At 47.0% G+C, this 22,095-nt stretch carries 10 protein-coding genes, 1 tRNA gene and 1 CRISPR repeat array; of the genes, 4 read left to right on the top strand and 7 right to left on the bottom strand.

The features are described from left to right. Positions 1-323: 323 nt before the first annotated feature. Positions 324-8,575: a CRISPR direct-repeat array (repeat unit 28 nt; unit sequence TTTCTAAGCTGCCTGTTCGGCAGTGAAG). A 128-nt stretch (positions 8,576-8,703) separates the two neighbouring features. From cas6f to IE070_RS03620, 7 genes are all read right to left on the bottom strand, one after another. After that, on the bottom strand, positions 8,704-9,273 hold the full coding sequence (gene cas6f, locus IE070_RS03650; RefSeq protein WP_189480562.1) for a type I-F CRISPR-associated endoribonuclease Cas6/Csy4: 570 nt from the start codon (positions 9,271-9,273) through the stop codon (positions 8,704-8,706). An 11-nt stretch (positions 9,274-9,284) separates the two neighbouring features. Then, positions 9,285-10,289, bottom strand: a complete 1,005-nt coding sequence (gene csy3 / locus IE070_RS03645) for a type I-F CRISPR-associated protein Csy3 (protein WP_189480560.1) — start codon at positions 10,287-10,289, stop codon at positions 9,285-9,287. Between the two features lie 14 nt (positions 10,290-10,303). Next, positions 10,304-11,293, bottom strand: coding sequence for a type I-F CRISPR-associated protein Csy2 (csy2, locus tag IE070_RS03640; protein ID WP_189480558.1), 990 nt, complete (start codon positions 11,291-11,293; stop codon positions 10,304-10,306). Beyond that, positions 11,290-12,660 carry a type I-F CRISPR-associated protein Csy1 gene (csy1, locus tag IE070_RS03635; RefSeq protein ID WP_189480556.1) on the bottom strand — a complete coding sequence of 457 codons (1,371 nt, stop codon included), beginning with the start codon at positions 12,658-12,660 and terminating at the stop codon, positions 11,290-11,292. The genes csy2 and csy1 overlap by 4 nt, the downstream gene beginning before the upstream one ends. A 15-nt stretch (positions 12,661-12,675) precedes the next feature. Further along, positions 12,676-16,008, bottom strand: coding sequence for a type I-F CRISPR-associated helicase Cas3f (gene cas3f / locus IE070_RS03630; protein WP_189480554.1), 3,333 nt, complete (start codon positions 16,006-16,008; stop codon positions 12,676-12,678). Further along, entirely contained in the window at positions 16,005-16,982 is a 978-nt protein-coding gene (cas1f, locus tag IE070_RS03625; protein ID WP_189480552.1) for a type I-F CRISPR-associated endonuclease Cas1f, read from the bottom strand. Before cas1f ends, cas3f begins: the two co-directional genes overlap by 4 nt. 101 nt (positions 16,983-17,083) lie before the next feature. After that, on the bottom strand, positions 17,084-17,917 hold the full coding sequence (locus IE070_RS03620) for a BrxR family helix-turn-helix transcriptional regulator (protein WP_229796907.1): 834 nt from the start codon (positions 17,915-17,917) through the stop codon (positions 17,084-17,086). Positions 17,918-18,173: 256 nt separating this feature from the next. Here IE070_RS03620 and IE070_RS03615 point away from each other — a divergent pair. From IE070_RS03615 to IE070_RS03600, 4 genes are all read left to right on the top strand, one after another. Then, positions 18,174-18,247, top strand: a tRNA-Gly gene (locus tag IE070_RS03615). Between the two features lie 91 nt (positions 18,248-18,338). Continuing rightward, positions 18,339-19,523 carry a metalloprotease gene (locus IE070_RS03610; protein WP_189480548.1) on the top strand — a complete coding sequence of 395 codons (1,185 nt, stop codon included), beginning with the start codon at positions 18,339-18,341 and terminating at the stop codon, positions 19,521-19,523. A gap of 234 nt (positions 19,524-19,757) precedes the next feature. Then, positions 19,758-20,705, top strand: a complete 948-nt coding sequence (locus tag IE070_RS03605; protein ID WP_189480546.1) for an alpha/beta fold hydrolase — start codon at positions 19,758-19,760, stop codon at positions 20,703-20,705. Between the two features lie 7 nt (positions 20,706-20,712). After that, positions 20,713-21,879, top strand: a complete 1,167-nt coding sequence (locus IE070_RS03600) for an RNA polymerase sigma factor (protein WP_189480544.1) — start codon at positions 20,713-20,715, stop codon at positions 21,877-21,879. Positions 21,880-22,095 lie beyond the last annotated feature (216 nt).

Genomic DNA, 22,095 nt, shown 5'->3' with positions numbered 1-22,095 from the left:
TATAAAAACCTCAATGTTTTGCATTGTGGGTATTTCGAAAATACTCTTTAAACAATAGCAATAGGCGGGTTTAAGCAAGCTTTTGTATAGAAACAGTCTTATACAAAAAATTGCTAAATCCGCGCGCCTGCTCATGGCAAGGCGAACTATAACTGCTAGGTATGCAATAAATTGATAATAATATATTTCTAGAATGTATGCCGGTAGAGAAATAAGTGGATCAGATTTCAATTGTTGAAGTGGATCAGTTTTGCATTGTTGGAAAATCTTGCTGCCTGTCCGGCAGTGAACAGACCAGTCAACAGTAGCACCGTTTGGGTAAATTTCTAAGCTGCCTGTGCGGCAGTGAAGACTTTGGGCGGCACAATCACCGAGCGCAATCATTTCTAAGCTGCCTGTTCGGCATTGAAGTTTATGATTTTTATTTAGCTATTGTTCGTGACTTTCTAAGCTGCCTGTTCGGCAGTGAAGACAAAGATGCTGAACAAAAACGAACTGGCACATTTCTAAGCTGCCTGTTCGGCAGTGAAGATTTGCATACGTTGCGGTTATTATCACAGAGATTTCTAAGCTGCCTGTTCGGCAGTGAAGCAGATACGCCACAGAATATAAATATCGTGGTATTTCTAAGCTGCCTGTTCGGCAGTGAAGATTGACAGAGCAAGCGCCCCATTATTTGTATTGTTTCTAAGCTGCCTGTTCGGCAGTGAAGAAGAAAAGCAATATTCGCTGTATGATGGCGACTTTCTAAGCTGCCTGTTCGGCAGTGAAGCGATCTTGATCACGTTCGCAGTATTTAAGTGTTTTCTAAGCTGCCTGTTCGGCAGTGAAGATTGTGGTAATCAATCACACGTAACGTTTACCTTTCTAAGCTGCCTGTTCGGCAGTGAAGAATGTCACCTGATAAACCACAAAGACGAAGGCTTTCTAAGCTGCCTGTTCGGCAGTGAAGATAACACCAACTACTCAAAGGTAAGAGTAGTTTTTCTAAGCTGCCTGTTCGGCAGTGAAGTTGCCGCTGCATCATCTGGTTTAAGTGTTGGTTTTCTAAGCTGCCTGTTCGGCAGTGAAGTAGGAATGTCACCCGGGGTTGCATACGTGGCTTTTCTAAGCTGCCTGTTCGGCAGTGAAGAAAATAACGGGGCCTTTGTTTGTGTGGCACTATTTCTAAGCTGCCTGTTCGGCAGTGAAGAAAATAACGGGGCCTTTGTTTGTGTGGCACTATTTCTAAGCTGCCTGTTCGGCAGTGAAGATGCCCCGCTTCGGCGGGGCTTTTTGATTGGATTTCTAAGCTGCCTGTTCGGCAGTGAAGATCGCTGCATGATAACGATGATAGGCGTATCATTTCTAAGCTGCCTGTTCGGCAGTGAAGCTGGTGGCGGTGGCTCAACTGGTGGAGGTTCTTTTCTAAGCTGCCTGTTCGGCAGTGAAGTAACGCTCTTGCGATCCACGCTTACACGGCTTTTTCTAAGCTGCCTGTTCGGCAGTGAAGGCTCTGCACCTTGTGCAGCCTCCTGCGGCATACTTCTAAGCTGCCTGTTCGGCAGTGAAGGTTAAGGCGTTGCGCAAGCCGATAACGGATATGTTTCTAAGCTGCCTGTTCGGCAGTGAAGGGTATGCGGCACGACCGCCGCTTGATAGTTTTTTCTAAGCTGCCTGTTCGGCAGTGAAGTGTCTGCCCACTCATCTTCGATTGGGCTGCGTTTTCTAAGCTGCCTGTTCGGCAGTGAAGGGCGGGTCAATAATCATTACGTACAGCGGGCATTTCTAAGCTGCCTGTTCGGCAGTGAAGGTGTATTGTCTAGGTGTCAACTTTGGTTTCATTTTCTAAGCTGCCTGTTCGGCAGTGAAGAATCTTCAAATGTAAATCCATGTGGCTTTGGCTTTCTAAGCTGCCTGTTCGGCAGTGAAGAGCGGCTTTAGTTGCTGGCATTCCGATTAACTTTTCTAAGCTGCCTGTTCGGCAGTGAAGGCATTGTCAAGTTTCTGGCTGTCTGTCGGGCTTTTCTAAGCTGCCTGTTCGGCAGTGAAGTTGGAAATAGTAGGAGATTTGGCCGCCTTGATTTTCTAAGCTGCCTGTTCGGCAGTGAAGTTGGAAATAGTAGGAGATTTGGCCGCCTTGATTTTCTAAGCTGCCTGTTCGGCAGTGAAGCTTTGCATTATGCGGAGAATTTCGAGCAGTACTTTCTAAGCTGCCTGTTCGGCAGTGAAGTATCAGGCGGTACAGGGTTAAATCTACCCGTTTTTCTAAGCTGCCTGTTCGGCAGTGAAGCGTTTCAAACGTTACAGACCTGCCTGTGTCATTTTCTAAGCTGCCTGTTCGGCAGTGAAGACCTGTATATCCTGCCGCTGATACTCTGTGTATTTCTAAGCTGCCTGTTCGGCAGTGAAGGCGTGCTAGTTTTCCAAGGCGAGCAGTATGTATTTCTAAGCTGCCTGTTCGGCAGTGAAGTGATTGGTACAGGTACGCTGCAAATTTTAGCATTTCTAAGCTGCCTGTTCGGCAGTGAAGCGCTACATTTAACGCCCGTAAACGTGCCTGACTTTCTAAGCTGCCTGTTCGGCAGTGAAGGGGGAGTTGCCGCCAGTGGGCTGGAAAGGCTTTTTCTAAGCTGCCTGTTCGGCAGTGAAGAACGTGATCATCAGCTACAGCAGCAGCCCAGCTTTCTAAGCTGCCTGTTCGGCAGTGAAGGTACGGCAAGCCCAATATCACTGCGTTTTGAGTTTCTAAGCTGCCTGTTCGGCAGTGAAGGCCAGCGGGTGTGGCTGGTTTGCTGTTGTAGCTTTCTAAGCTGCCTGTTCGGCAGTGAAGCCGCTAGAGTATGCAACTAACAATAACTTAGCTTTCTAAGCTGCCTGTTCGGCAGTGAAGATGCCCGCAACAATTTGCGCAATGGCTTCGATTTTCTAAGCTGCCTGTTCGGCAGTGAAGCAGGTCTGTTTTAAATTCGGCTAATATTTTCTTTTCTAAGCTGCCTGTTCGGCAGTGAAGGTGAATGACGAAAAGAAAAGCAAGGGTGGCATTTTCTAAGCTGCCTGTTCGGCAGTGAAGACGTATGGTACAAAGCCGCGACGTTTATGCTATTTCTAAGCTGCCTGTTCGGCAGTGAAGAACGAAACAAAATCACCACAAAACATAGTGTTTTTCTAAGCTGCCTGTTCGGCAGTGAAGGCAATACACAGCGCTATAAGATTCTAGGTAACTTTCTAAGCTGCCTGTTCGGCAGTGAAGCTATCGGTAAAACGGTAACGCTAGGCTGGCAGTTTCTAAGCTGCCTGTTCGGCAGTGAAGAGGACAGCGATTTAGCCGCGTTTGTTGGTAGCTTTCTAAGCTGCCTGTTCGGCAGTGAAGATGACGGCACAGCATCCAAACCTATCGGCAGTTTTCTAAGCTGCCTGTTCGGCAGTGAAGTTTAACAGTGAAAGTCTTACCCGTCCCAGGTGTTTCTAAGCTGCCTGTTCGGCAGTGAAGGCGGTACCGCGCTGGCGGGCGGCTTGCTGATCTTTCTAAGCTGCCTGTTCGGCAGTGAAGTTTTTCTGGCCTCGTTAGTCGGATTTTTTCATTTTCTAAGCTGCCTGTTCGGCAGTGAAGCATCGACAATATCAGCAGTCTTGATGCGGCATTTTCTAAGCTGCCTGTTCGGCAGTGAAGGCTATGATGCGCAAGTTCCGCGCGAGTGGCTATTTCTAAGCTGCCTGTTCGGCAGTGAAGCGGCTGTCGACTGCTACGCCCTGCCCTAGTACTTTCTAAGCTGCCTGTTCGGCAGTGAAGATATTGGGCGCGGTTAACAGGCTTGCAGGATTTTTCTAAGCTGCCTGTTCGGCAGTGAAGTCAGCGTGCCGTTGTTGATGCCTGAACTGTTATTTCTAAGCTGCCTGTTCGGCAGTGAAGCCGACTAAGCCAGTTACTGCGGTTAATGGTTGTTTCTAAGCTGCCTGTTCGGCAGTGAAGATCGAGCAATTCCGCATAGAAATAGCTAAGCATTTCTAAGCTGCCTGTTCGGCAGTGAAGCCCACCATGCCCCCCATAAAGGGGGCATGGCTTTCTAAGCTGCCTGTTCGGCAGTGAAGGCATATTTGCGCCAATTGTTGGTTTTTTTTCCTTTCTAAGCTGCCTGTTCGGCAGTGAAGTTTTTTGGAATCAAAGCCGACCATGTTTTCAGTTTCTAAGCTGCCTGTTCGGCAGTGAAGCCCCTCGGCTGAGCAGGGAAGTTCTCAGCGTATTTCTAAGCTGCCTGTTCGGCAGTGAAGTGAATCTCGCACCGATAGCCACAACGCCATCATTTCTAAGCTGCCTGTTCGGCAGTGAAGGCGGTAACGTTATTGAATCGGTGGGTGGTCAATTTCTAAGCTGCCTGTTCGGCAGTGAAGCTTGCCCTGTGAAGCCTGTGAGCGCTGTTAATTTTCTAAGCTGCCTGTTCGGCAGTGAAGGGCTACGCCGGCAGGTTGTCGCGCACGAGTACTTTCTAAGCTGCCTGTTCGGCAGTGAAGCGGTAATTCTGTGCCGTCAAAAAACGCGGATATTTCTAAGCTGCCTGTTCGGCAGTGAAGTTGCTGATTGACTTACTTGCGCCGATAGCATATTTCTAAGCTGCCTGTTCGGCAGTGAAGACGCGCGTTCATGATGATAGCGTGCTCGACTTTTTCTAAGCTGCCTGTTCGGCAGTGAAGCTTGTCCGGCCTTGTTAGCCGGATTTTTTCATGTTTCTAAGCTGCCTGTTCGGCAGTGAAGTTTATAGCATAATGGCCGTTTGGATTGTCACATTTCTAAGCTGCCTGTTCGGCAGTGAAGTTGGAGACCCTTGGCAGGCGTGGGCTGATGATTTTCTAAGCTGCCTGTTCGGCAGTGAAGCCACTTTGCCGCCAGCTTAACCGCGTCGGCTATTTCTAAGCTGCCTGTTCGGCAGTGAAGCATCAATAAAACGCTCTCGCTCTGATTTTAGTTTTCTAAGCTGCCTGTTCGGCAGTGAAGTGGTGTTCACAATGCTTTGTACAATTTCCCATTTTCTAAGCTGCCTGTTCGGCAGTGAAGCCACAATAAGCGGTACGCCTGATTTGTCGGCATTTCTAAGCTGCCTGTTCGGCAGTGAAGATAGTCGCGTGCCTGCTGTAGCGCTTCGTTGTTTTCTAAGCTGCCTGTTCGGCAGTGAAGGTGATTTCTGTTGATTGCGTGGTTTGCGTTTTTTTCTAAGCTGCCTGTTCGGCAGTGAAGAAATTCTTCAACTATGGGTTTTACTTTTCCTTTTTCTAAGCTGCCTGTTCGGCAGTGAAGCCATAACAACGAGCCAGAGTGTAATTACTGTTTTTCTAAGCTGCCTGTTCGGCAGTGAAGGTTTTTGTTCGATGGTCTCACTTGTTTCGCCATTTCTAAGCTGCCTGTTCGGCAGTGAAGAACCGGTAGCTATGAAGGCGGTAACGAGCTTGTTTCTAAGCTGCCTGTTCGGCAGTGAAGATTTACGCCGACACCGCAATGAAAACGGGCGATTTCTAAGCTGCCTGTTCGGCAGTGAAGCTAAGACAAAAACAATCTAAGTTTGTGCGCATTTTCTAAGCTGCCTGTTCGGCAGTGAAGCTACCTGAACGCCTGCCATGCTGAGCTGGTCATTTCTAAGCTGCCTGTTCGGCAGTGAAGATAGTCGCGCGCCTGCTGTAGCGCTTCTTCATTTTCTAAGCTGCCTGTTCGGCAGTGAAGGCAATACTCTGGATCATCTTCCCATCTTTTTTTTTCTAAGCTGCCTGTTCGGCAGTGAAGGCGGTAACGTTATTGAATCGGTAGGCGGTCAATTTCTAAGCTGCCTGTTCGGCAGTGAAGGTATCGCTTGGTGGTGTGGTGGGTGGCTTACTTTTCTAAGCTGCCTGTTCGGCAGTGAAGGCCCTATTTTATTGATTAGCGCCTCTCTGTATTTTCTAAGCTGCCTGTTCGGCAGTGAAGATACACTCAGGCTCTACGCCTTTGATTATTTCTTTTCTAAGCTGCCTGTTCGGCAGTGAAGAGCCGCTGGCGCACAGTGTCAATATCATCACGTTTCTAAGCTGCCTGTTCGGCAGTGAAGGCCAAGGCGAAACCGTTACAAGATACAGCCAATTTCTAAGCTGCCTGTTCGGCAGTGAAGAATCGTGAAGCGCCAATCTTTACCATTCCTCTTTTCTAAGCTGCCTGTTCGGCAGTGAAGGTAAAGCTCCAATTGCGGAATGATAGTGTCTTTTTCTAAGCTGCCTGTTCGGCAGTGAAGAAAGTTCCCAACGAAAGAAGATGCTATTGACTTTTCTAAGCTGCCTGTTCGGCAGTGAAGACTTAATCATACTCGCTGCACGCCCATCAATGTTTCTAAGCTGCCTGTTCGGCAGTGAAGAGAGTCTTTTCTTCTAATGGTTTATGGTTAGTTTTCTAAGCTGCCTGTTCGGCAGTGAAGATATTTAAGGATGCCTGGTGGCGTTACTGGCATTTCTAAGCTGCCTGTTCGGCAGTGAAGGCCTACGGGTTTGAGCGCAGCTATCACATTGATTTCTAAGCTGCCTGTTCGGCAGTGAAGGTTTGTCAATACCGCTGAGCCGCACAATAACATTTCTAAGCTGCCTGTTCGGCAGTGAAGTCTTTCACAATATCGGCATAGCGCTTTAAGTTTTTCTAAGCTGCCTGTTCGGCAGTGAAGGATTGAAGTGCCGGACGGCACAACACCTGAGCTTTCTAAGCTGCCTGTTCGGCAGTGAAGACCGCTATTTCGGAATGCCTGTTTTATTAGCATTTCTAAGCTGCCTGTTCGGCAGTGAAGCCTTTATCAGTGAGATACGCGCAGGTGCAAGGTTTCTAAGCTGCCTGTTCGGCAGTGAAGTATCGCATTGGTCGCATATCGGTGTTATTGATTTTCTAAGCTGCCTGTTCGGCAGTGAAGAGAGGATGCTTTCAGGCAGGTTAACGCCTACGTTTCTAAGCTGCCTGTTCGGCAGTGAAGCAACCAGCGCCAGCAGGGGGAGGTATATTTAATTTCTAAGCTGCCTGTTCGGCAGTGAAGGGATCATCATCATAGCCCTGTGCTTGTTTCTATTTCTAAGCTGCCTGTTCGGCAGTGAAGTTAAAGGGTTCAAAGCTAAAGGCGCTGGTATTTTTCTAAGCTGCCTGTTCGGCAGTGAAGCTTTATTTTAACACTGTTGCTTGGCCCCATCGTTTCTAAGCTGCCTGTTCGGCAGTGAAGAAGTACAGAATTGGCAGCAGTTGGCGCGGTATTTTTCTAAGCTGCCTGTTCGGCAGTGAAGTAGTAAGTATTTATCTTGATGGGGTGTTACAGTTTCTAAGCTGCCTGTTCGGCAGTGAAGTAAGCATCGAAGGGGGCTTATTCTCGTTTGCTTTTCTAAGCTGCCTGTTCGGCAGTGAAGGCGGTAAAGGTTACAGCACCGCTTGATGCTAATTTCTAAGCTGCCTGTTCGGCAGTGAAGTTGTTGGTGGTGTTGGTATTGACTGTTTAGCTTTTCTAAGCTGCCTGTTCGGCAGTGAAGAGGATGATGGCGGTGTGACCATTGCTGTGGCTTTTCTAAGCTGCCTGTTCGGCAGTGAAGTCTGAGTAGCCGTGCTTGCCTAGCATCACCTTTTTCTAAGCTGCCTGTTCGGCAGTGAAGTAGGTCGGGTGCTTCCCATTTGCCGCGCAACTTTTCTAAGCTGCCTGTTCGGCAGTGAAGCTTTATTGGCAGGGCTTTGCGCGGTGGGTGTTTTTCTAAGCTGCCTGTTCGGCAGTGAAGCTTATGATGCGCAAGTTCCGCGCGAGTGGCTTTTTCTAAGCTGCCTGTTCGGCAGTGAAGTGGTGACACTTATGCTGTTTGGCGCGTAAACTTTTCTAAGCTGCCTGTTCGGCAGTGAAGGCTATCGTTATAGATTACAGCGTAGCGAAACGTTTCTAAGCTGCCTGTTCGGCAGTGAAGTACTGAGCCACGCCTCGCTCTGCTGTGATTTCTTTCTAAGCTGCCTGTTCGGCAGTGAAGCGATTCTACTGCCATTTGTCTTAGTTGTTGTGTTTCTAAGCTGCCTGTTCGGCAGTGAAGCCTAATCCTTGCCTCACACTCCGCTATAGCGCGTTTCTAAGCTGCCTGTTCGGCAGTGAAGGCCATCATGTCCCGCCGTGGGTTATCAGCCAGTTTCTAAGCTGCCTGTTCGGCAGTGAAGGGTCTACGCTGCAACAGATACAAGACGCATCTTTTCTAAGCTGCCTGTTCGGCAGTGAAGCCGACCGTTAACGTTATCGGCATGGACTCGATTTTCTAAGCTGCCTGTTCGGCAGTGAAGGCCATCCGTTCAATTCGTTCATTAAACTGCTTTTTCTAAGCTGCCTGTTCGGCAGTGAAGCCGTAGTCGTAAAACCCCACTAGCTCGTCATTTTTCTAAGCTGCCTGTTCGGCAGTGAAGACGTACCAATGGAATGGATCGCGCGCCAGCTTTTTCTAAGCTGCCTGTTCGGCAGTGAAGCACCCCAACAATATCTATAGACCCGTCAACAGTTTCTAAGCTGCCTGTTCGGCAGTGAAGGTATACTGCCATTTTCATTGTTATTGCCCCAATTTCTAAGCTGCCTGTTCGGCAGTGAAGCAGTGCATTTAAGCACTAATAACCTGATTATTAAAGAACATTTGACTCTTTGGGTCATTTACCCTTTTTATAAGGATAAAAAGCAGCCCTTATATGGTAAGGGCTGTCAGCGGTTGCTCAAAAAAGGGTTAGAACCAAGGAACTGTTACTTTTTCAGATAATCGACTTAGACCGTATGAATTAAAACTACCTACTATTGCATGCTCTACTACCGGCCCCTGCTCTATAAACACTTTCATTTGCTGCTTATTACCACGACTGGTTAATTGCAAAAATGGTAGCTTTAGCTTTTTTTCTGATTCGTCACTGATTTTGCTCAATGCCTCATCATGCGTTAACCAACCTTTGCCAACAGAGCGTTGACGTTTATTGTGTACGCTTTTGAGTTGCCGTCTTGCAAAATAACGCTGTTTGGCATTGGCAGGGACTGGCTGTAACGCGCTGCAATCACAATAATCTCTGAGCCCTTTTAGCCAGTTTTCAGCCATCAGCTTTTCTAGCATACTTGCAGTGCCATGAATACGTAGCTGAGAACCAAGATTCATACCAGCCTGCGCATATCCGGGGAAACTAACGCCTACTTTACCCTTAGTTATCTGCCCTAGCACTGCATGCAGTTTTGAGCACAGGTTATTCATTAGAAAGTTGGCATCAGCTTCTAAATCGGGCAATACCCTTATTTCGATAAAACTATCCATAGTCAGCCCCCTTAACCGGCTTCACCAAATACGCCACCACGAATAAACATAGCCATTATGTAGTGCTGTTGTTCTAACGATGGAGTTTTACCTTTAAGAACCCAGCTATCCAGTAATTTATAAAAATCCATGTTATCTTTTGGCTGGCGATAGGCTTTACCACGGTTGGTTACTGAACCGTAAGGTTCTACTGCTATTGCTCCAACCTCTGCAGTTTCAGGGTGCCAGGTGTCAATAGTGCGCAAAGCATTGCCTATTTTTTGCGAGTGCATGGCAGCTACACCATCCAACTGGTATAAGAACTTGCTTTTATCACCTTTGCCGCCCCCCATAACCAACTCTTGTGATGGATAAACTGCCTGACCAGCGCCCAGTTTTACAAAGGCATTTACTTTAAGTAACGCAAAACTTTCACCTGTCAGACCCTGTTTAATTACTTGCGCTAATTTTGCTAAATCGCCTTTTGGCTCTGCAAAACTGCGTAAATCAAACTGCTGACTATCAAACACCCAGGGCTCGTTACCATGAGTTACCTGCACTTCTACTGCTTCAGCGCCTACCCGGTTGCGCCACAAAAAACGGCCATTAGCAATATTGGCTGCATAACGATTAGCTAACTCAGTAAATTGGGTTTGTTCTGCATAGCCGTTAATAAGACTGGCTAATGCCTGCTGGTATTCAGGATCATTACAAGTAGAAGGTGTCGCTAAATCGCCAATGACTCTTAAAGTGAAACTAACTTTAAGCGTATCGTGCTCAAACGGCAGTGCGGCATTATCAACGGTTTGTAGATTAGCTTTTTGCACTTCAGCATCAACCTTTGCAGGATCGCTGGCCAAAGCCGACTTTAACCGGTTTGAAATAGTGCCACGTACCGCTTTTTCTTTAACCGTGACAGGCAAAAAACTGTTGGCATTTGCGCGCTCTTCCCAGTTGCCACTGGCCATAATAGCGTCTGAATTTGCCAGTTTGGCTTCAAAAGCCAGTACCGATGCTGTTTTTAAAGTAGTATTCATAAGTAAGTTCCTTTTTAGTAGAAAGTAATTTCGGTTTCTGTAAGTTCAGCTAAAGCGGCTTCCTGCTCCGGATCCAGCTTTAATACATTTTTTGAGGTGTTTGTTGTACATAAATACCAGGGGCCCTGCTGTCGATAACGCCAGACAACATCCCGTAAATCAGGGACACGGTGCGGGCTTAACCACTGCCCAACGCCATAAGTAGATTCAACGAAACAAAACGGATATTGTGGATCACGGCTATTGGCAACAGCGCCAGCAGGATGAAGCGCTGAAATCGCTTTATAGCCGGTGGTTATCGGCACTAGGTAACCTTTATCCGGTTTAGGTACTCGAACCCATTCAACAGCATGCTGTTCTGTTGATGAGTCAACATTCTCCGGTGTGACAGCCTGATAAGTTAATGCAGCAAAATCCAGCCAGGCATCCAGCATAGTGGCATTAGGCTGAGTCGCGGTTAACTGCTGATAATGCTGCTTTAATAGCTCTGAGCGATCGGTTAATACAAAACCCGGCAGCACTTTTCGCAGCAATTTACGGCTTAACGCCTGCTCGTCGACATCACTATAAAGACTAACACCTTTGAGGCAAATAACCTGGCCACCAGCCAGCTTTTGTCGTTGCGCTAGCACAGTAAGTGTTTCAACTAACTGTTGTTGCTGGCTGCTACTGAATGCTTTGCTTGATTCCAGAATCAATGAAACGGTAAGGTGCATCCGTCCTTCTTCAACAATAGGCGCAGTATTACCATCTTTGGTTAATGGGTTGCGGGTAAGCGCAAAAACATAATCGCCCCAACCACTAGGCTGATAGGCCTGTATCTGATGCTGATGGCAAACCACTGAACAGCCAGTTAGTTCAATACCAAACTGTTGCTGTAACTTACGCGATAGTGCGTGGGTATAACCGAGGAAATGGGTAATGGCCGGAAAGCCATAAGTAAAACCGGCAATACAATTGGCATTTTGGACTTTGATATGTTCCAGCAAAATATAATTGCTCATACTGCAGCCTCCGCTTGTGCCGTAGCTGCAGAAAACACCATTGTCCCAAGCTCGTAATCGCGTAGCCGGGGCGACAACAACTTCGCCCAATGCTGATATTGCACAGTACCAAACACTAACCCATCATTCTTCAGGGCTTTGTTCAGCTTACTATTTAACCAACCGGCAAAGGCCAGACAAATATCTTGCTGCCAATTGTGGTTCGCCCTTTTTTGCTGGAACAGCAGATCCTCACACCAGACATCCAACCACAGTTGTTCCGCCAGTTTTAACTCGCAATTTTGCAAACTCCAACCAGCGTACTCGCTTAACCCCTGCACTTCAGCCGCATAATTTAGCAAGCCATCAATAAGATCATTTACATAAGCGGCGATATTACGCCGAATTTCTAAAGTACTGTCGCGCCCTTTTATGCTAAGTAAGTAACGTTGTAGTTCTTGTAAATCACGCCATACCCTGCGGTTAAATTCACGGCCAGAAAATATAGATCGGTCATTTAACGGTGGCTTTAACGTCGATTGCCAGGATGGCGGTGCACAGTTGAGCAAATTGGTTTTACCGCCCCGCTGACTATTCAACTGAGAAATATTTTGTGGTTTAGAGCCACCAAAGCTTTGTATTGCAGTATCTAAAAACCGAATATCTGGCTTGTCATGATATTTACCAGCCCTGCGCGCTTCCCGAATAGCTTTGGGTTCATCACCATAGCGCACGGCAGTTATTTTGCTGTTAAATTGATGCGCAAGAGACGAGGCAAATACGGGGCTAAGCAAGTGATACTGACCATCAGCGGTGGGGAAATACAGTTGTTTGGCTAAGGTATGAGATGACAAGGCTTTATCTGCCAGAGCCAACTTGAAACCTTCAACCCATTCAGTGAGTTGCATGTGATCTTCGCTAAAAACCGCAAGAGCGCTGAAATCGCCATCTGTTAGGGCCTGTGCAAGACTCTGCCCTTCAAATTCTAATTGCAGTAGCTTGGCGACATCTAATGCTGCCGCGTTACCAACGGCATCAATAGCCAAGTTGGCTAAACTGGCCGTGACGAGATAGTCGGCATCCTCCATATATTCGAGTGACAACACGCTGCTGCCTTTGGCATCGCCATGAGTAAACTTCAACGCATGAGTAACAAGACTGATTTGTTTTGCACGCTTCGCCGCATCATCTAACCAATGCCTCACATCAAACTGTTGGTTGATTTGTAGGATCTGAGGCGAAAACTCAGTGTTGATCTGCGCTTGCTTAACATCATCGTCAACACCTTTTAGCGCTTTCTCCAATGCTTTTTCTATTGGCTCCAGCTTCTGCAACCTGCGTTGGTCGATATAATCAGCTATTACTGCTGCTAACCCTTCATATTGCATAACACCTCCTTGCGGCTATAAATTTTGAAAAATGCCCAAAACCGGGTGGTAATGCCACTTTTCAGCATTCTGTTTTACTCTTAAGCGGATCTCACCGAATTGCTTGCTTACCTCTTCCAGTGTGAACCCCATTTGTTCTGCGCGCTGCTGATACACCGACAACGCATCCAGCGTAAACCAGGCATGATTGCCCTGCGTTGGCTGCCAGCTTTCAGTAACAAAGTTTTCTGCTTCGATATATTCAAGTGGCCAGACGGCATCATTAATCCGCGTAAATACCGGCTCGTCATCTTCTTCCGATAACATCAGGCAGTAAGGTTCATCAGGCGATGACTTACGAAACGGCTTGCGCCTTTGTAATTCAGCGCTCCAGGTTGCGTCATGCTGCCACCACCTTGCGGCATAATCTGTTGGCCAGTCGCCGCTACCGGATGGCCAATTTTCTGGTTGAGGAAAAACACTTTGTAATAGCGCCAAATGCTCAAATACAACAAGATCAGAGTACAGTTTCGACTCAACTAGTTTTGGCTGACTGATACGCGGTAATGCACTGATATGCTGAAAATACTCTACCGGCAAGATCTGTTGAAGATCATGATGTTTTAATAATAAATCATCCCGCTCAAACCCCGGCTGACAATAGGCTGGTTTGCGCTTTCCATCCCTATTTGTTACCGCTTTTAATGCTTTAAAATTTTGCGACAGAATTAACAAGTTATCGCTACTTGCTGGTTGCTGGCGGTGCCGTTGAATACGCCCGGCCAACTGGATCAGTGAGCGCATAGAACTGGGCTCGGCAATTGCCCAGTCATAATCATGATCCCTGCCGACCTCAGCGACAGAGGTCGCTAATACCACAAACAGATGATTGCATTGTGGATATTGCGCGAGTGCGTGACTGATTTCAGCTTGCTGCCAAAGCACTGACGTATTGTAGCGGGTCAGTGCTGCATCCAACTTTTGCTCGATAGCAGAGCGCACCGCTAATGGGTACTGGCTGTGATAAACACAATAATGAATATGGCAATCGGCAGGTACTGCCATTTGTAGCAACTGCTTAGCCACAGTGACCATTGGATCAATATTGGCCATACGTACCAGGCCGATTGATACTTTTTGACCTGTAGGTGCTACTTGATGATGCTGACTATGTAACTGACAAATACTCTGCTGGATCAGGCTAGCCAGTTGGCTGATAATCAGATCTGATTTTTTACTGCTGGCGGTTACCCCCAGTAAACTGGCTTTACGCAGCACAGGCTGAGTTGCCAGCGCCTTAACCCGTTTTTCAACAAATAACGTGTGCTGCTGCATTAAATGCTTTTTATCTGCACACTCAGCTTTTACTGCGGTAAATTCATCAAACCAAGCGCAGATAACAGGCAACTGTGACCGACCATCAGCATTCACTGCATTGAAGTGCTCTCTGCCAGTGCGGTAGGCCTCAAACAAGGCGCACACCAGCACTGGCGGTAAAGTGGCGGATGAAAACAACACTCTGGCGCCCAACATGCCGGCCCAGTTCACCAGCCTGCACAGCGCGGGTAAATCGGCAGTGTCGAAATCATCGGGTTCATCCAGCACCAAATCAGCCGTTAGCAACCGCAGCATAGGCGCGATTTGCTTACCGCCACGCACACCTTCAGTTGCTGGCATCAAATGATCAATAGTACTTACCAGTACCGGTGCACTCAGCAGTTGGTTTAGCTTCGGGCTACTGTTTAACCAGTCTTTTAAGCGGCCATCATACAAGCTGCCCTCGTAACTTACGTAAAGGTGTTCTGCGATAGGATCGGCTAGCGACTCACTGCCGGTCGCGCTATTGCTGACGGCCAGCTCAGCTTGTAAAGCTTGCTTACTGATGTCATGTAATTGCTGGACTGCTGCTGAGCCAATTAATACCGCCAAGTCATCATCAGTCAGATGCAAACGCTGTTTTAGCGCATCACCTGTTTGTAAGGTTAGCGTTCTTAGCCCCAGTGCCACACTAAAACGGCATCCCAGCTTTTCGTCAGCTAAACCATACATAATACGGGCATTGGCAAAGGTTTTACCTTTGCCGGTACTGGCCATGTTAATACCAAAGAAACCTTGAGCAACACTGTTTTCCCGCACCGAACAAGCCAAATCATAGGCCTTATCCTGCCAGCGAAACTTATCCAATTTGGCCCGTTGTTTAAAACCTTTATGCCGGGTAATGGCCGGCAAGGTATTTTTTAACGTCGGTAAACTTCTGGCCAATAAATAGGCATTATGGCTAACACCTATATTATGCTCATCTAACTTTTGCTTAAGCGCTTTGGTTTTAGGGTCAGAGTTAGCAAAGGCTTTGTAGCTTGCATCTTGCCATTTTGTTTTAGGCTCTTGCGCCGAATAATAATGGTCGGCCAACATCAGTACCATCCGTGCGGTATGACTGGTAAAACGCTGCTCAAACCAATCTTGCTCAAATAACCTACTGCAATTTAGCGCTCTAGTTGCAATTTCACCGGCTTTTTGCCGCCAGGTTGCACTGAGCAAAGGCGAACCATATACAAAAAACCAGTTTTGCTCACGCCGCTGTTGCTCACAACTCTCAGCACTGTTTACGGAATTCCATAACACATCAAAATTATCTGACAGCCAACCTGTAATAGTGTTTAAGGACGGCGATATATTTGAGTTTTTCGGCGAAAAGACCGGTAACCGATGATGCGATACGATTAGCCATGCCACTACTCTGGCAACTGGTGCTAAACCGGCAAATGGCTCCAGATGCCCCTGTTCCGGCGCATCTTTATGTAGCTTTGCTAAAACACTGTGTTCAAACTGAGCCGTAATATTGGCTAATTCAGTAAGCCATTGCTTATCTGTTTTACCGGCAGTAAATGCCTGAAATAGCCGTAGCGATACCCATTCATGGCGATAAGGTTCATAACCCGGCGTTTTTACTTTGGGATTTATTTTTTGCTGAAACAGAAAATTGGCTTTACCAAAATCATGAAACAAACCGGCAATACCAGCCAATAAAGCGATAACCTCGGCGTTGTGCCAGCTGTTTTCATCCTCACTACGCAGAATATTGCGCAATGTCATGTTGGTTGGTGTGGCACCATCAACGTTGAATTTACGCTGATTACCCACTACCCATAACAACTCGGTATGATTTTTACTGCGGATCCAATGGCAGGCCACAGCAGTATTGCGCCGTGCCGACTTTTTCAACAGCTTGCGCAGCACATCAAGCCCTTGCAAAGTGATTGCCGTTTGCCAGGTTCTGTCACCACGCCGTTCAGCGAACTGATCTATGATCCGTCGTGTTTCAATAAGAGCATTTTTCGAGCACTGCGATACCAGCATAATGTTCATAGTTCGCCACCATGCAGGGCAGCGATACCTTTCAGGCTATCGATGATGAAATCCAGCGCTTCAGCTTGCTGAAAATTGGTAATACAGTTTTGCCGGAATTCTTGGTCGTCATCGCCATTCATCGCACTGATAAAAGCTTGTGGCAGCACCAACGCATCTTTAATGAGATCTGCCGCATCAAATACCAAACCGCCACGGCGGGTTTTACCATGTAGTACCGAAAAGCCATGCGGTAAACCTAAAACCCAGGTAGCTGTTGCTCCCAAACCGTAGGCTAAATAGTTACCGTGATCTAAAAAGCGATTAGCTGGGTCAATACCGCTTCCGCCTTTGGCGCGCGTAAAGCTATCGTCATGCGCTAAGGTATTGCAGGCAATTTTATACAGTAACTTGGTCAATCGAGCTTCCGCCAACATAAGTGGCTGGGTGCCATTTGCAGCATCTACATCTTGTTTAAAGCGTGACAATGCTGAATCTAATTGGCTTTCACTGACCACATAGCCATTATCGATAAACGACTTATTTTTGAGCCAGTGCTTCAACGTGAAATCAATTCTGGACTGCTGAATGGCTTTAGCTGCCTGCAACCTTTTGTTGTCGTCGGGCCAAAACTTCAACCATTGTTGCAAATATTCGCAGGGGCGGTACTCACTTTGCGGATTAAACCAAGCCACTTCAACTTCAACATCATTTACGCTGAACAATGGCGTGCCACCACCACCGCAGAATCCAACTAAAACACCTGCCCGAGCCAACTCCCTCATTGCAGCCTGAGTCACTGAAGTACCGGTTCCAAGTAATAAACATGTCGTATTGGCAATAGGAATATTCCAGTACAACGACTGCTTTCCTTCATCGGTTACATATTCAACCCGACCACCTTTAACCAAAACGCGACAGTGCTGCAGGTAGTACATATTCGCCCGTTTGGAGTGCAGAATGCTTTTTAGATCTGATGGTGAAAAATCATCCATGCTTTAACCTCCTGTTTACTCTGTCTACTCTACCCCATATCCCCAAAATAACAACACTGTACATAAAACCTGCAAAGCTACTTTATAGGTTGGTTGTAACCCTATGTTTTATAATCAAATAACCAAGGTTTAATGTCCTCAATATTTACCAGCACTAATTGCTGTGCTTCGGGGCTTATTGATTGCTCTCGCACGTTTACCTGTAGCTCTTGTAGTAAATATTGGGCTAAACACGCGCGGGTATTTATGTGCAATTGGTTATTTTGCATAGTGTAGTCTTGAGCAATAACCTTTTGCTGCGCGAGGCTTAGTCGGGGATCAGGTTGTAAAATGAGCGTAATTTCGGTGTTCCACGCATGATCTTGTAGTGTGTTGTGTTGGGATTTATCGAGTAAGTCAGGTATGCCTCGAAATCGGCTTAGTACAAAATCTCGATATCCTGCAGATTTTTCGCAGTAAGCACGAAGATGCCAGCGTAAACCGGTTTTAACAAAATGATGGGGCGTAATAATTCGACCCTGATTATCTGGATGGCTGAGTGAAATGTAGTCGACATCTAGCCTGCGTTGTTGTCGCATAGCGTTAACCAACATACGAATAACTGGGGCTGAGACTTCTCTGGCAGGCAAGCTCAATGCATGATGGGGTACTTGGGCAGTTTGATCTGCATGTTCGGATTGTCCCAGCCAATTTAAATATTCAACGACATCGCCGCTAATAAACTGTGGTATAAAATTTACTGCTGGAATAAAGCCTTTACTGCTTGCGCAATAGGTTAGATTGTTTGGTTGCAGATGCATATAGCGTTTTATATCGTGCTGCGCTTGCACTCGACTTAACAAAAATTGCCTCATCAACGTGCTGGCGTTAATTTTTCCTTCCCACCAAGCCAGCAATTCAATAAACCAAAGTCGTTTTTCTATATTGTTGTGCAACCTTAAACATCCTGTTAACTTTAGCATCCCTGCTAATCACCTTACCTTTGCTGGCGAAAGGAATAAAGTATTATTTGAGGATTTAAACTTTTTTAGGAACAGCTCGGCTAACGCTATGGAATTTACTTATCTTGACGTAATAGGCATTAGTATGAGTAATTTTTGTATTTTTCTTTATATCTGTTTTTTTCTATGATTTTCGAATGAGTGACTTGCAGCGTGGCAATGTTTGCTTTAATGTAGCGCACGTCTGCTCGCGGGTGTAGTTCAGTGGTAGAATGCCAGCTTCCCAAGCTCGAGATACGGGTTCGATTCCCGTCACCCGCTCCAATCTCTGTCATTTTCCCCGCTATTTCACGCTTAACTTTTGCTCAAAATTTGTTACACTGTTTGCACTGTTAACTATTTATCAACATTTACTATGCAAACCTTGTTTGAGTTTTATCACGACCAAGTGTTTTATCAGCTCAAAGCCAATAACTTGGGTAAAGAAATGTTATTTCGCAACGGCGAATTGGTGTCGCAAGGGCGGGCGTTTTTTAGTACCAGTAATGATCACCGCTTTTTTTGCCCAAAACATGGGCCTCTGCGGTTGTACTTTAAAGTGTCGTTAAAAAATGCCGATGTCAGTTATCGATTGGAAGCGGGAAATACCTTACTTTGTGAAGGTATTACTGCCGCTAAACCACCAAAGTGGCTTAGTAAATTAGAGCAAAAGCTATCGCCTGAGGCAGAATCTGCTCAAACGGCATCCCCTGCACAGCAGGATACCGAAATGCTACATCAGCCACCACTTACTCAGCAAACTTCCGACACGGCGACGTCTGCTCCCTCCTTATTAAAACAGTGGTTTAAACCTTTATTAGTGCTAGGTGTTATCGCCTTAAAACTGTCGAAAAGTGCTGGTGCCATTAAAGCCGCCTTGGCAGGTACCGCGTTAGCTGGTTGGGCCTGGTTATTTAACCTAGAGGTTGCTATTGGCTTAATTGCCGCCATATTGATCCACGAGTATGGTCATGTGTACGCCATGAAGCGCGCTGGTCTTAAAGTAAAAGGGGTTTACTTATTGCCGTTTATTGGTGGTGCTGCTGTCAGTGAGCGCGCAACCAGCCGCTGGCAGGATTTTAAAATAGCCATAGCTGGCCCAGCCTTTGGTACTGTGGGTGCGATTATTGCTTATCTGCTGTGGTTGGAAACCCAGCATTCCACTCTGGCGCTTTTTGCAGCCATAAGTTTGCTATTAAACTTGTTTAATTTGTTGCCGATGGTGCCATTGGACGGCGGTCGAATCATGCAAGCAGCGGCGTTTAGCCGTAAGGGCAAAGCAGCCAAAACGGCATTATTGTTGGTAACGGGTAGCCTGACGTTGGCCGCCTGGTATTTTGGTTTTTATCTGTTAATGCTGTTTGGCATTTTAGGCACGTTTGATTTGCTATCCGATAGAGAGGAGCACGAAAAAGATATCGTGCCTATGACCGATACCGGTATATTAGTGACCCTGTTTAGCTATGTAGGCTTAATGGCCATTTTGCTTTGGTTATCAGTCATTATGGCCGACAGCGGTATTCCCGGTACTAACCTGCCCCTTATTTTTATATCCAGTTAATTACTATCAGTTGCTGTTTTGCTGCTAAAGCCCTCGAGTTCGAGGGCTTTTACATTTAACACTGCGGATATCTAACCCCATCGCATTCGATGGGGTTCGTTAATTACCACTCTGCGCATTGCGACAATTATTTTCCCACCCTTTTTATTTTAAAAATAATTAAAAATATTTGTCACACCCAGGCCAGCTACTGCGACTTAGTAAGGTAACCCATACTTAACTAAGGATATCGCCATGCAAAACACCACGCAACACCCCCATAATACCCAAGTAAACAATCAACCCGCTAAAGCAAAACCAGGGTTTTGGACGTTTTTCGCCATTATTATGACACTTATCGGCGGCGTCATAGTCCCCCAATTGAAAGCCGCTGAAGTGGCAGCCGTGCCCAGTTTTCAGGTGGAGGTGATTGGCGAGGGTAAACCGGTATTACTTATTCCGGGCTTGATGTCGGATAGCCGCATTTGGCAAGACACCGTAAAAAGCTTAAAAAATGATTTCCAATTACACCTGATTAGCCTGGCAGGTTTTGCTGGCACGCCCGCTATAGCTGGTGAGTTCTTACCCCAAGTACAGCAAGATTTATTAGCCTATATCAAACAGCAGCAAATGCTTAAACCGGCGGTAATTGGCCACAGTCTGGGCGCTTTTTTGGCCTTTGCGCTAGCAAGTAGCGCACCCGAGCAAATTGGCACCGTGGTAGCAGTAGATGGCCTACCCTATATTGCGCCTATTTTTAGCCGCAACCCCGCTACTCAGGTTGCCGATATGCAAGCACAAGCTGAACAGATTAAGCACTACTATCAAAATATGACCGCAGAGCAGTTAACTGCCGGCGTAAAACAGGGCTTGTTTATTCAGGCTCGGTCAGCAGCGCATCAACAGCTAGTGTTAGAGATGGCCAGTACGTCCGACAGCCGCACTGTTGGACAAGCCATGTATGAGTTACTTACCACCGATTTGCGGCCAAAAGTAAGCACTATCCAAAGTAAAGTATGGCTGCTGGGTGCCAGCGGTGCGCTACCAGAGGCACAACAAGCAGGGGCTGAGGCTATTTATCAGCAGCAACTTGCCACTATTGCTAACGCAACTTTACTGATGAATACTAACAGTCGCCATTTTATGATGCTGGATGAACCTGAGTGGTTTATTGCCCAGCTCCGTTTGGCCTTACAGGAGTAACCGCAGCATGCCAAACGCCAACCTTAACACAGCACTCACTCTACCACTGCCCCTAGAACAGCAATTGCAGCCCGACGTTACCGCGGCTATTGCTGGCGATGTGCAAGCCTTTGGCCGCTTGATCCGCCGCTGCCAAAATAGCGTTAGCAGCATTGCCTTGGCCATTGTAAAAGACTTAGATGCCAGCGAAGAGGTTTGCCAGCAGGTATTTATTGCCGCCTGGCAGCAACTTAGCAGCCTGCAAAATCCGGCCAGCTTTCTGCCTTGGGTGCGGCAAATTACTCGTTATCGCGCCTATAGCTATCTGCGTGAACAACGGAATGCACAGACCGAGCGCGGTACTGACGCTGAAGCCTTGCTGGAGACGTTTGCCAGCGACAGCAACCCACCTGACGAATTACTGCGCAGCGAGCAGGGTACGCTGATCCGTAACCTGTTGGATGAGCTGCCGCCTGAGAGCCGGGAAATCGTTCTGCTGTTTTATCGTGAAGAGCAAAATAGCCAACAGGTCGCCAGTTTATTAGGGCTGACTGAAGCGAATGTACGGAAAAAACTGCAGCGGGTCAGGGAATTGCTAAAAGAGCAGCTATTAGCCAGATACGGCAAGCTGATTTTAAGCACTGCGCCAGGGGTAGGCCTTAGCAGTGCAGTGCTTAGCGCCTTACTGATCGCTAGCCCACCCGCCGCTGCCGCGACTGCCAGTGTCATGGCAGCACAGAGCAGCGGACTGGCAAAATTTGGCTGGTTATTGAGTGGGGCGCTACTTGGCGCGCTCGGCGGCATGCTCGGTGTAGTACTGGGGATGCGCGGCCCGCTGAAAAATGCGACCAGTGATAACGAGCGCAGTTGCTTATTGCGTTATCGCAATCAGGCTTTGGTTTGGGTTGGCCTCTCAGGCTTACTACTCGCTGCAGCATACGAATTTACCGCCGGTGCAATAGCCCCACTAATGGCCTTTGGCCTTTTTATGGCGGGCGTGGCTTATCTGCAAGTTCGGGTATGGCAAACGATCAAACCGCGCTTGTTGGCAAAAGCAGTACAGGGTTCAGAGGCCAAACGGCAATATCGAAATAACCTGTTCTGGTGTTGGTTTGGTATGCTCGGTGGTGCGACTGCCGGCTTTGCCGGCTTGATTGCTGGCCTGATCAAAAATGGCCGCTGGTTTTTGGGATAAGCCCACCGTTTGACTTACCTGGCAGCTAATATCCTAATGATGAATTAAAATCATACTTCAATGAAATAATATCATTTTTACTCATGCTTTTTTGGGCGTATAACGTACTCACAGCATTTACTTTAGACGTCTAGACGGTTTTACAGCTTATCAAGAGCGCCGCTAGACACATGCAGTAATAAGAATGCAGATACCTGAAGAGCAAAACCGCTAGCA

This window comes from Alishewanella tabrizica (genome assembly GCF_014652375.1).
GTDB lineage: Bacteria > Pseudomonadota > Gammaproteobacteria > Enterobacterales > Alteromonadaceae > Alishewanella > Alishewanella tabrizica.
Note: the sequence above shows the minus strand (reverse complement) of the source record. Positions and strands in the feature narration are given on the sequence as shown.

What these genes read in the sequence shown, in the direction of transcription:
- csy2 (WP_189480558.1), bottom strand. Translation starts at nt 11,293, where the DNA reads ATGAGCAATTATATTTTGCTGGAACATATCAAAGTCCAAAATGCCAAT.
- cas3f (WP_189480554.1), bottom strand. Translation starts at nt 16,008, where the DNA reads ATGAACATTATGCTGGTATCGCAGTGCTCGAAAAATGCTCTTATTGAA.
- csy3 (WP_189480560.1), bottom strand. Translation starts at nt 10,289, where the DNA reads ATGAATACTACTTTAAAAACAGCATCGGTACTGGCTTTTGAAGCCAAA.
- IE070_RS03610 (WP_189480548.1), top strand. Translation starts at nt 18,339, where the DNA reads ATGCAAACCTTGTTTGAGTTTTATCACGACCAAGTGTTTTATCAGCTC.
- IE070_RS03600 (WP_189480544.1), top strand. Translation starts at nt 20,713, where the DNA reads ATGCCAAACGCCAACCTTAACACAGCACTCACTCTACCACTGCCCCTA.
- IE070_RS03605 (WP_189480546.1), top strand. Translation starts at nt 19,758, where the DNA reads ATGCAAAACACCACGCAACACCCCCATAATACCCAAGTAAACAATCAA.
- cas1f (WP_189480552.1), bottom strand. Translation starts at nt 16,982, where the DNA reads ATGGATGATTTTTCACCATCAGATCTAAAAAGCATTCTGCACTCCAAA.
- cas6f (WP_189480562.1), bottom strand. Translation starts at nt 9,273, where the DNA reads ATGGATAGTTTTATCGAAATAAGGGTATTGCCCGATTTAGAAGCTGAT.
- csy1 (WP_189480556.1), bottom strand. Translation starts at nt 12,660, where the DNA reads ATGCAATATGAAGGGTTAGCAGCAGTAATAGCTGATTATATCGACCAA.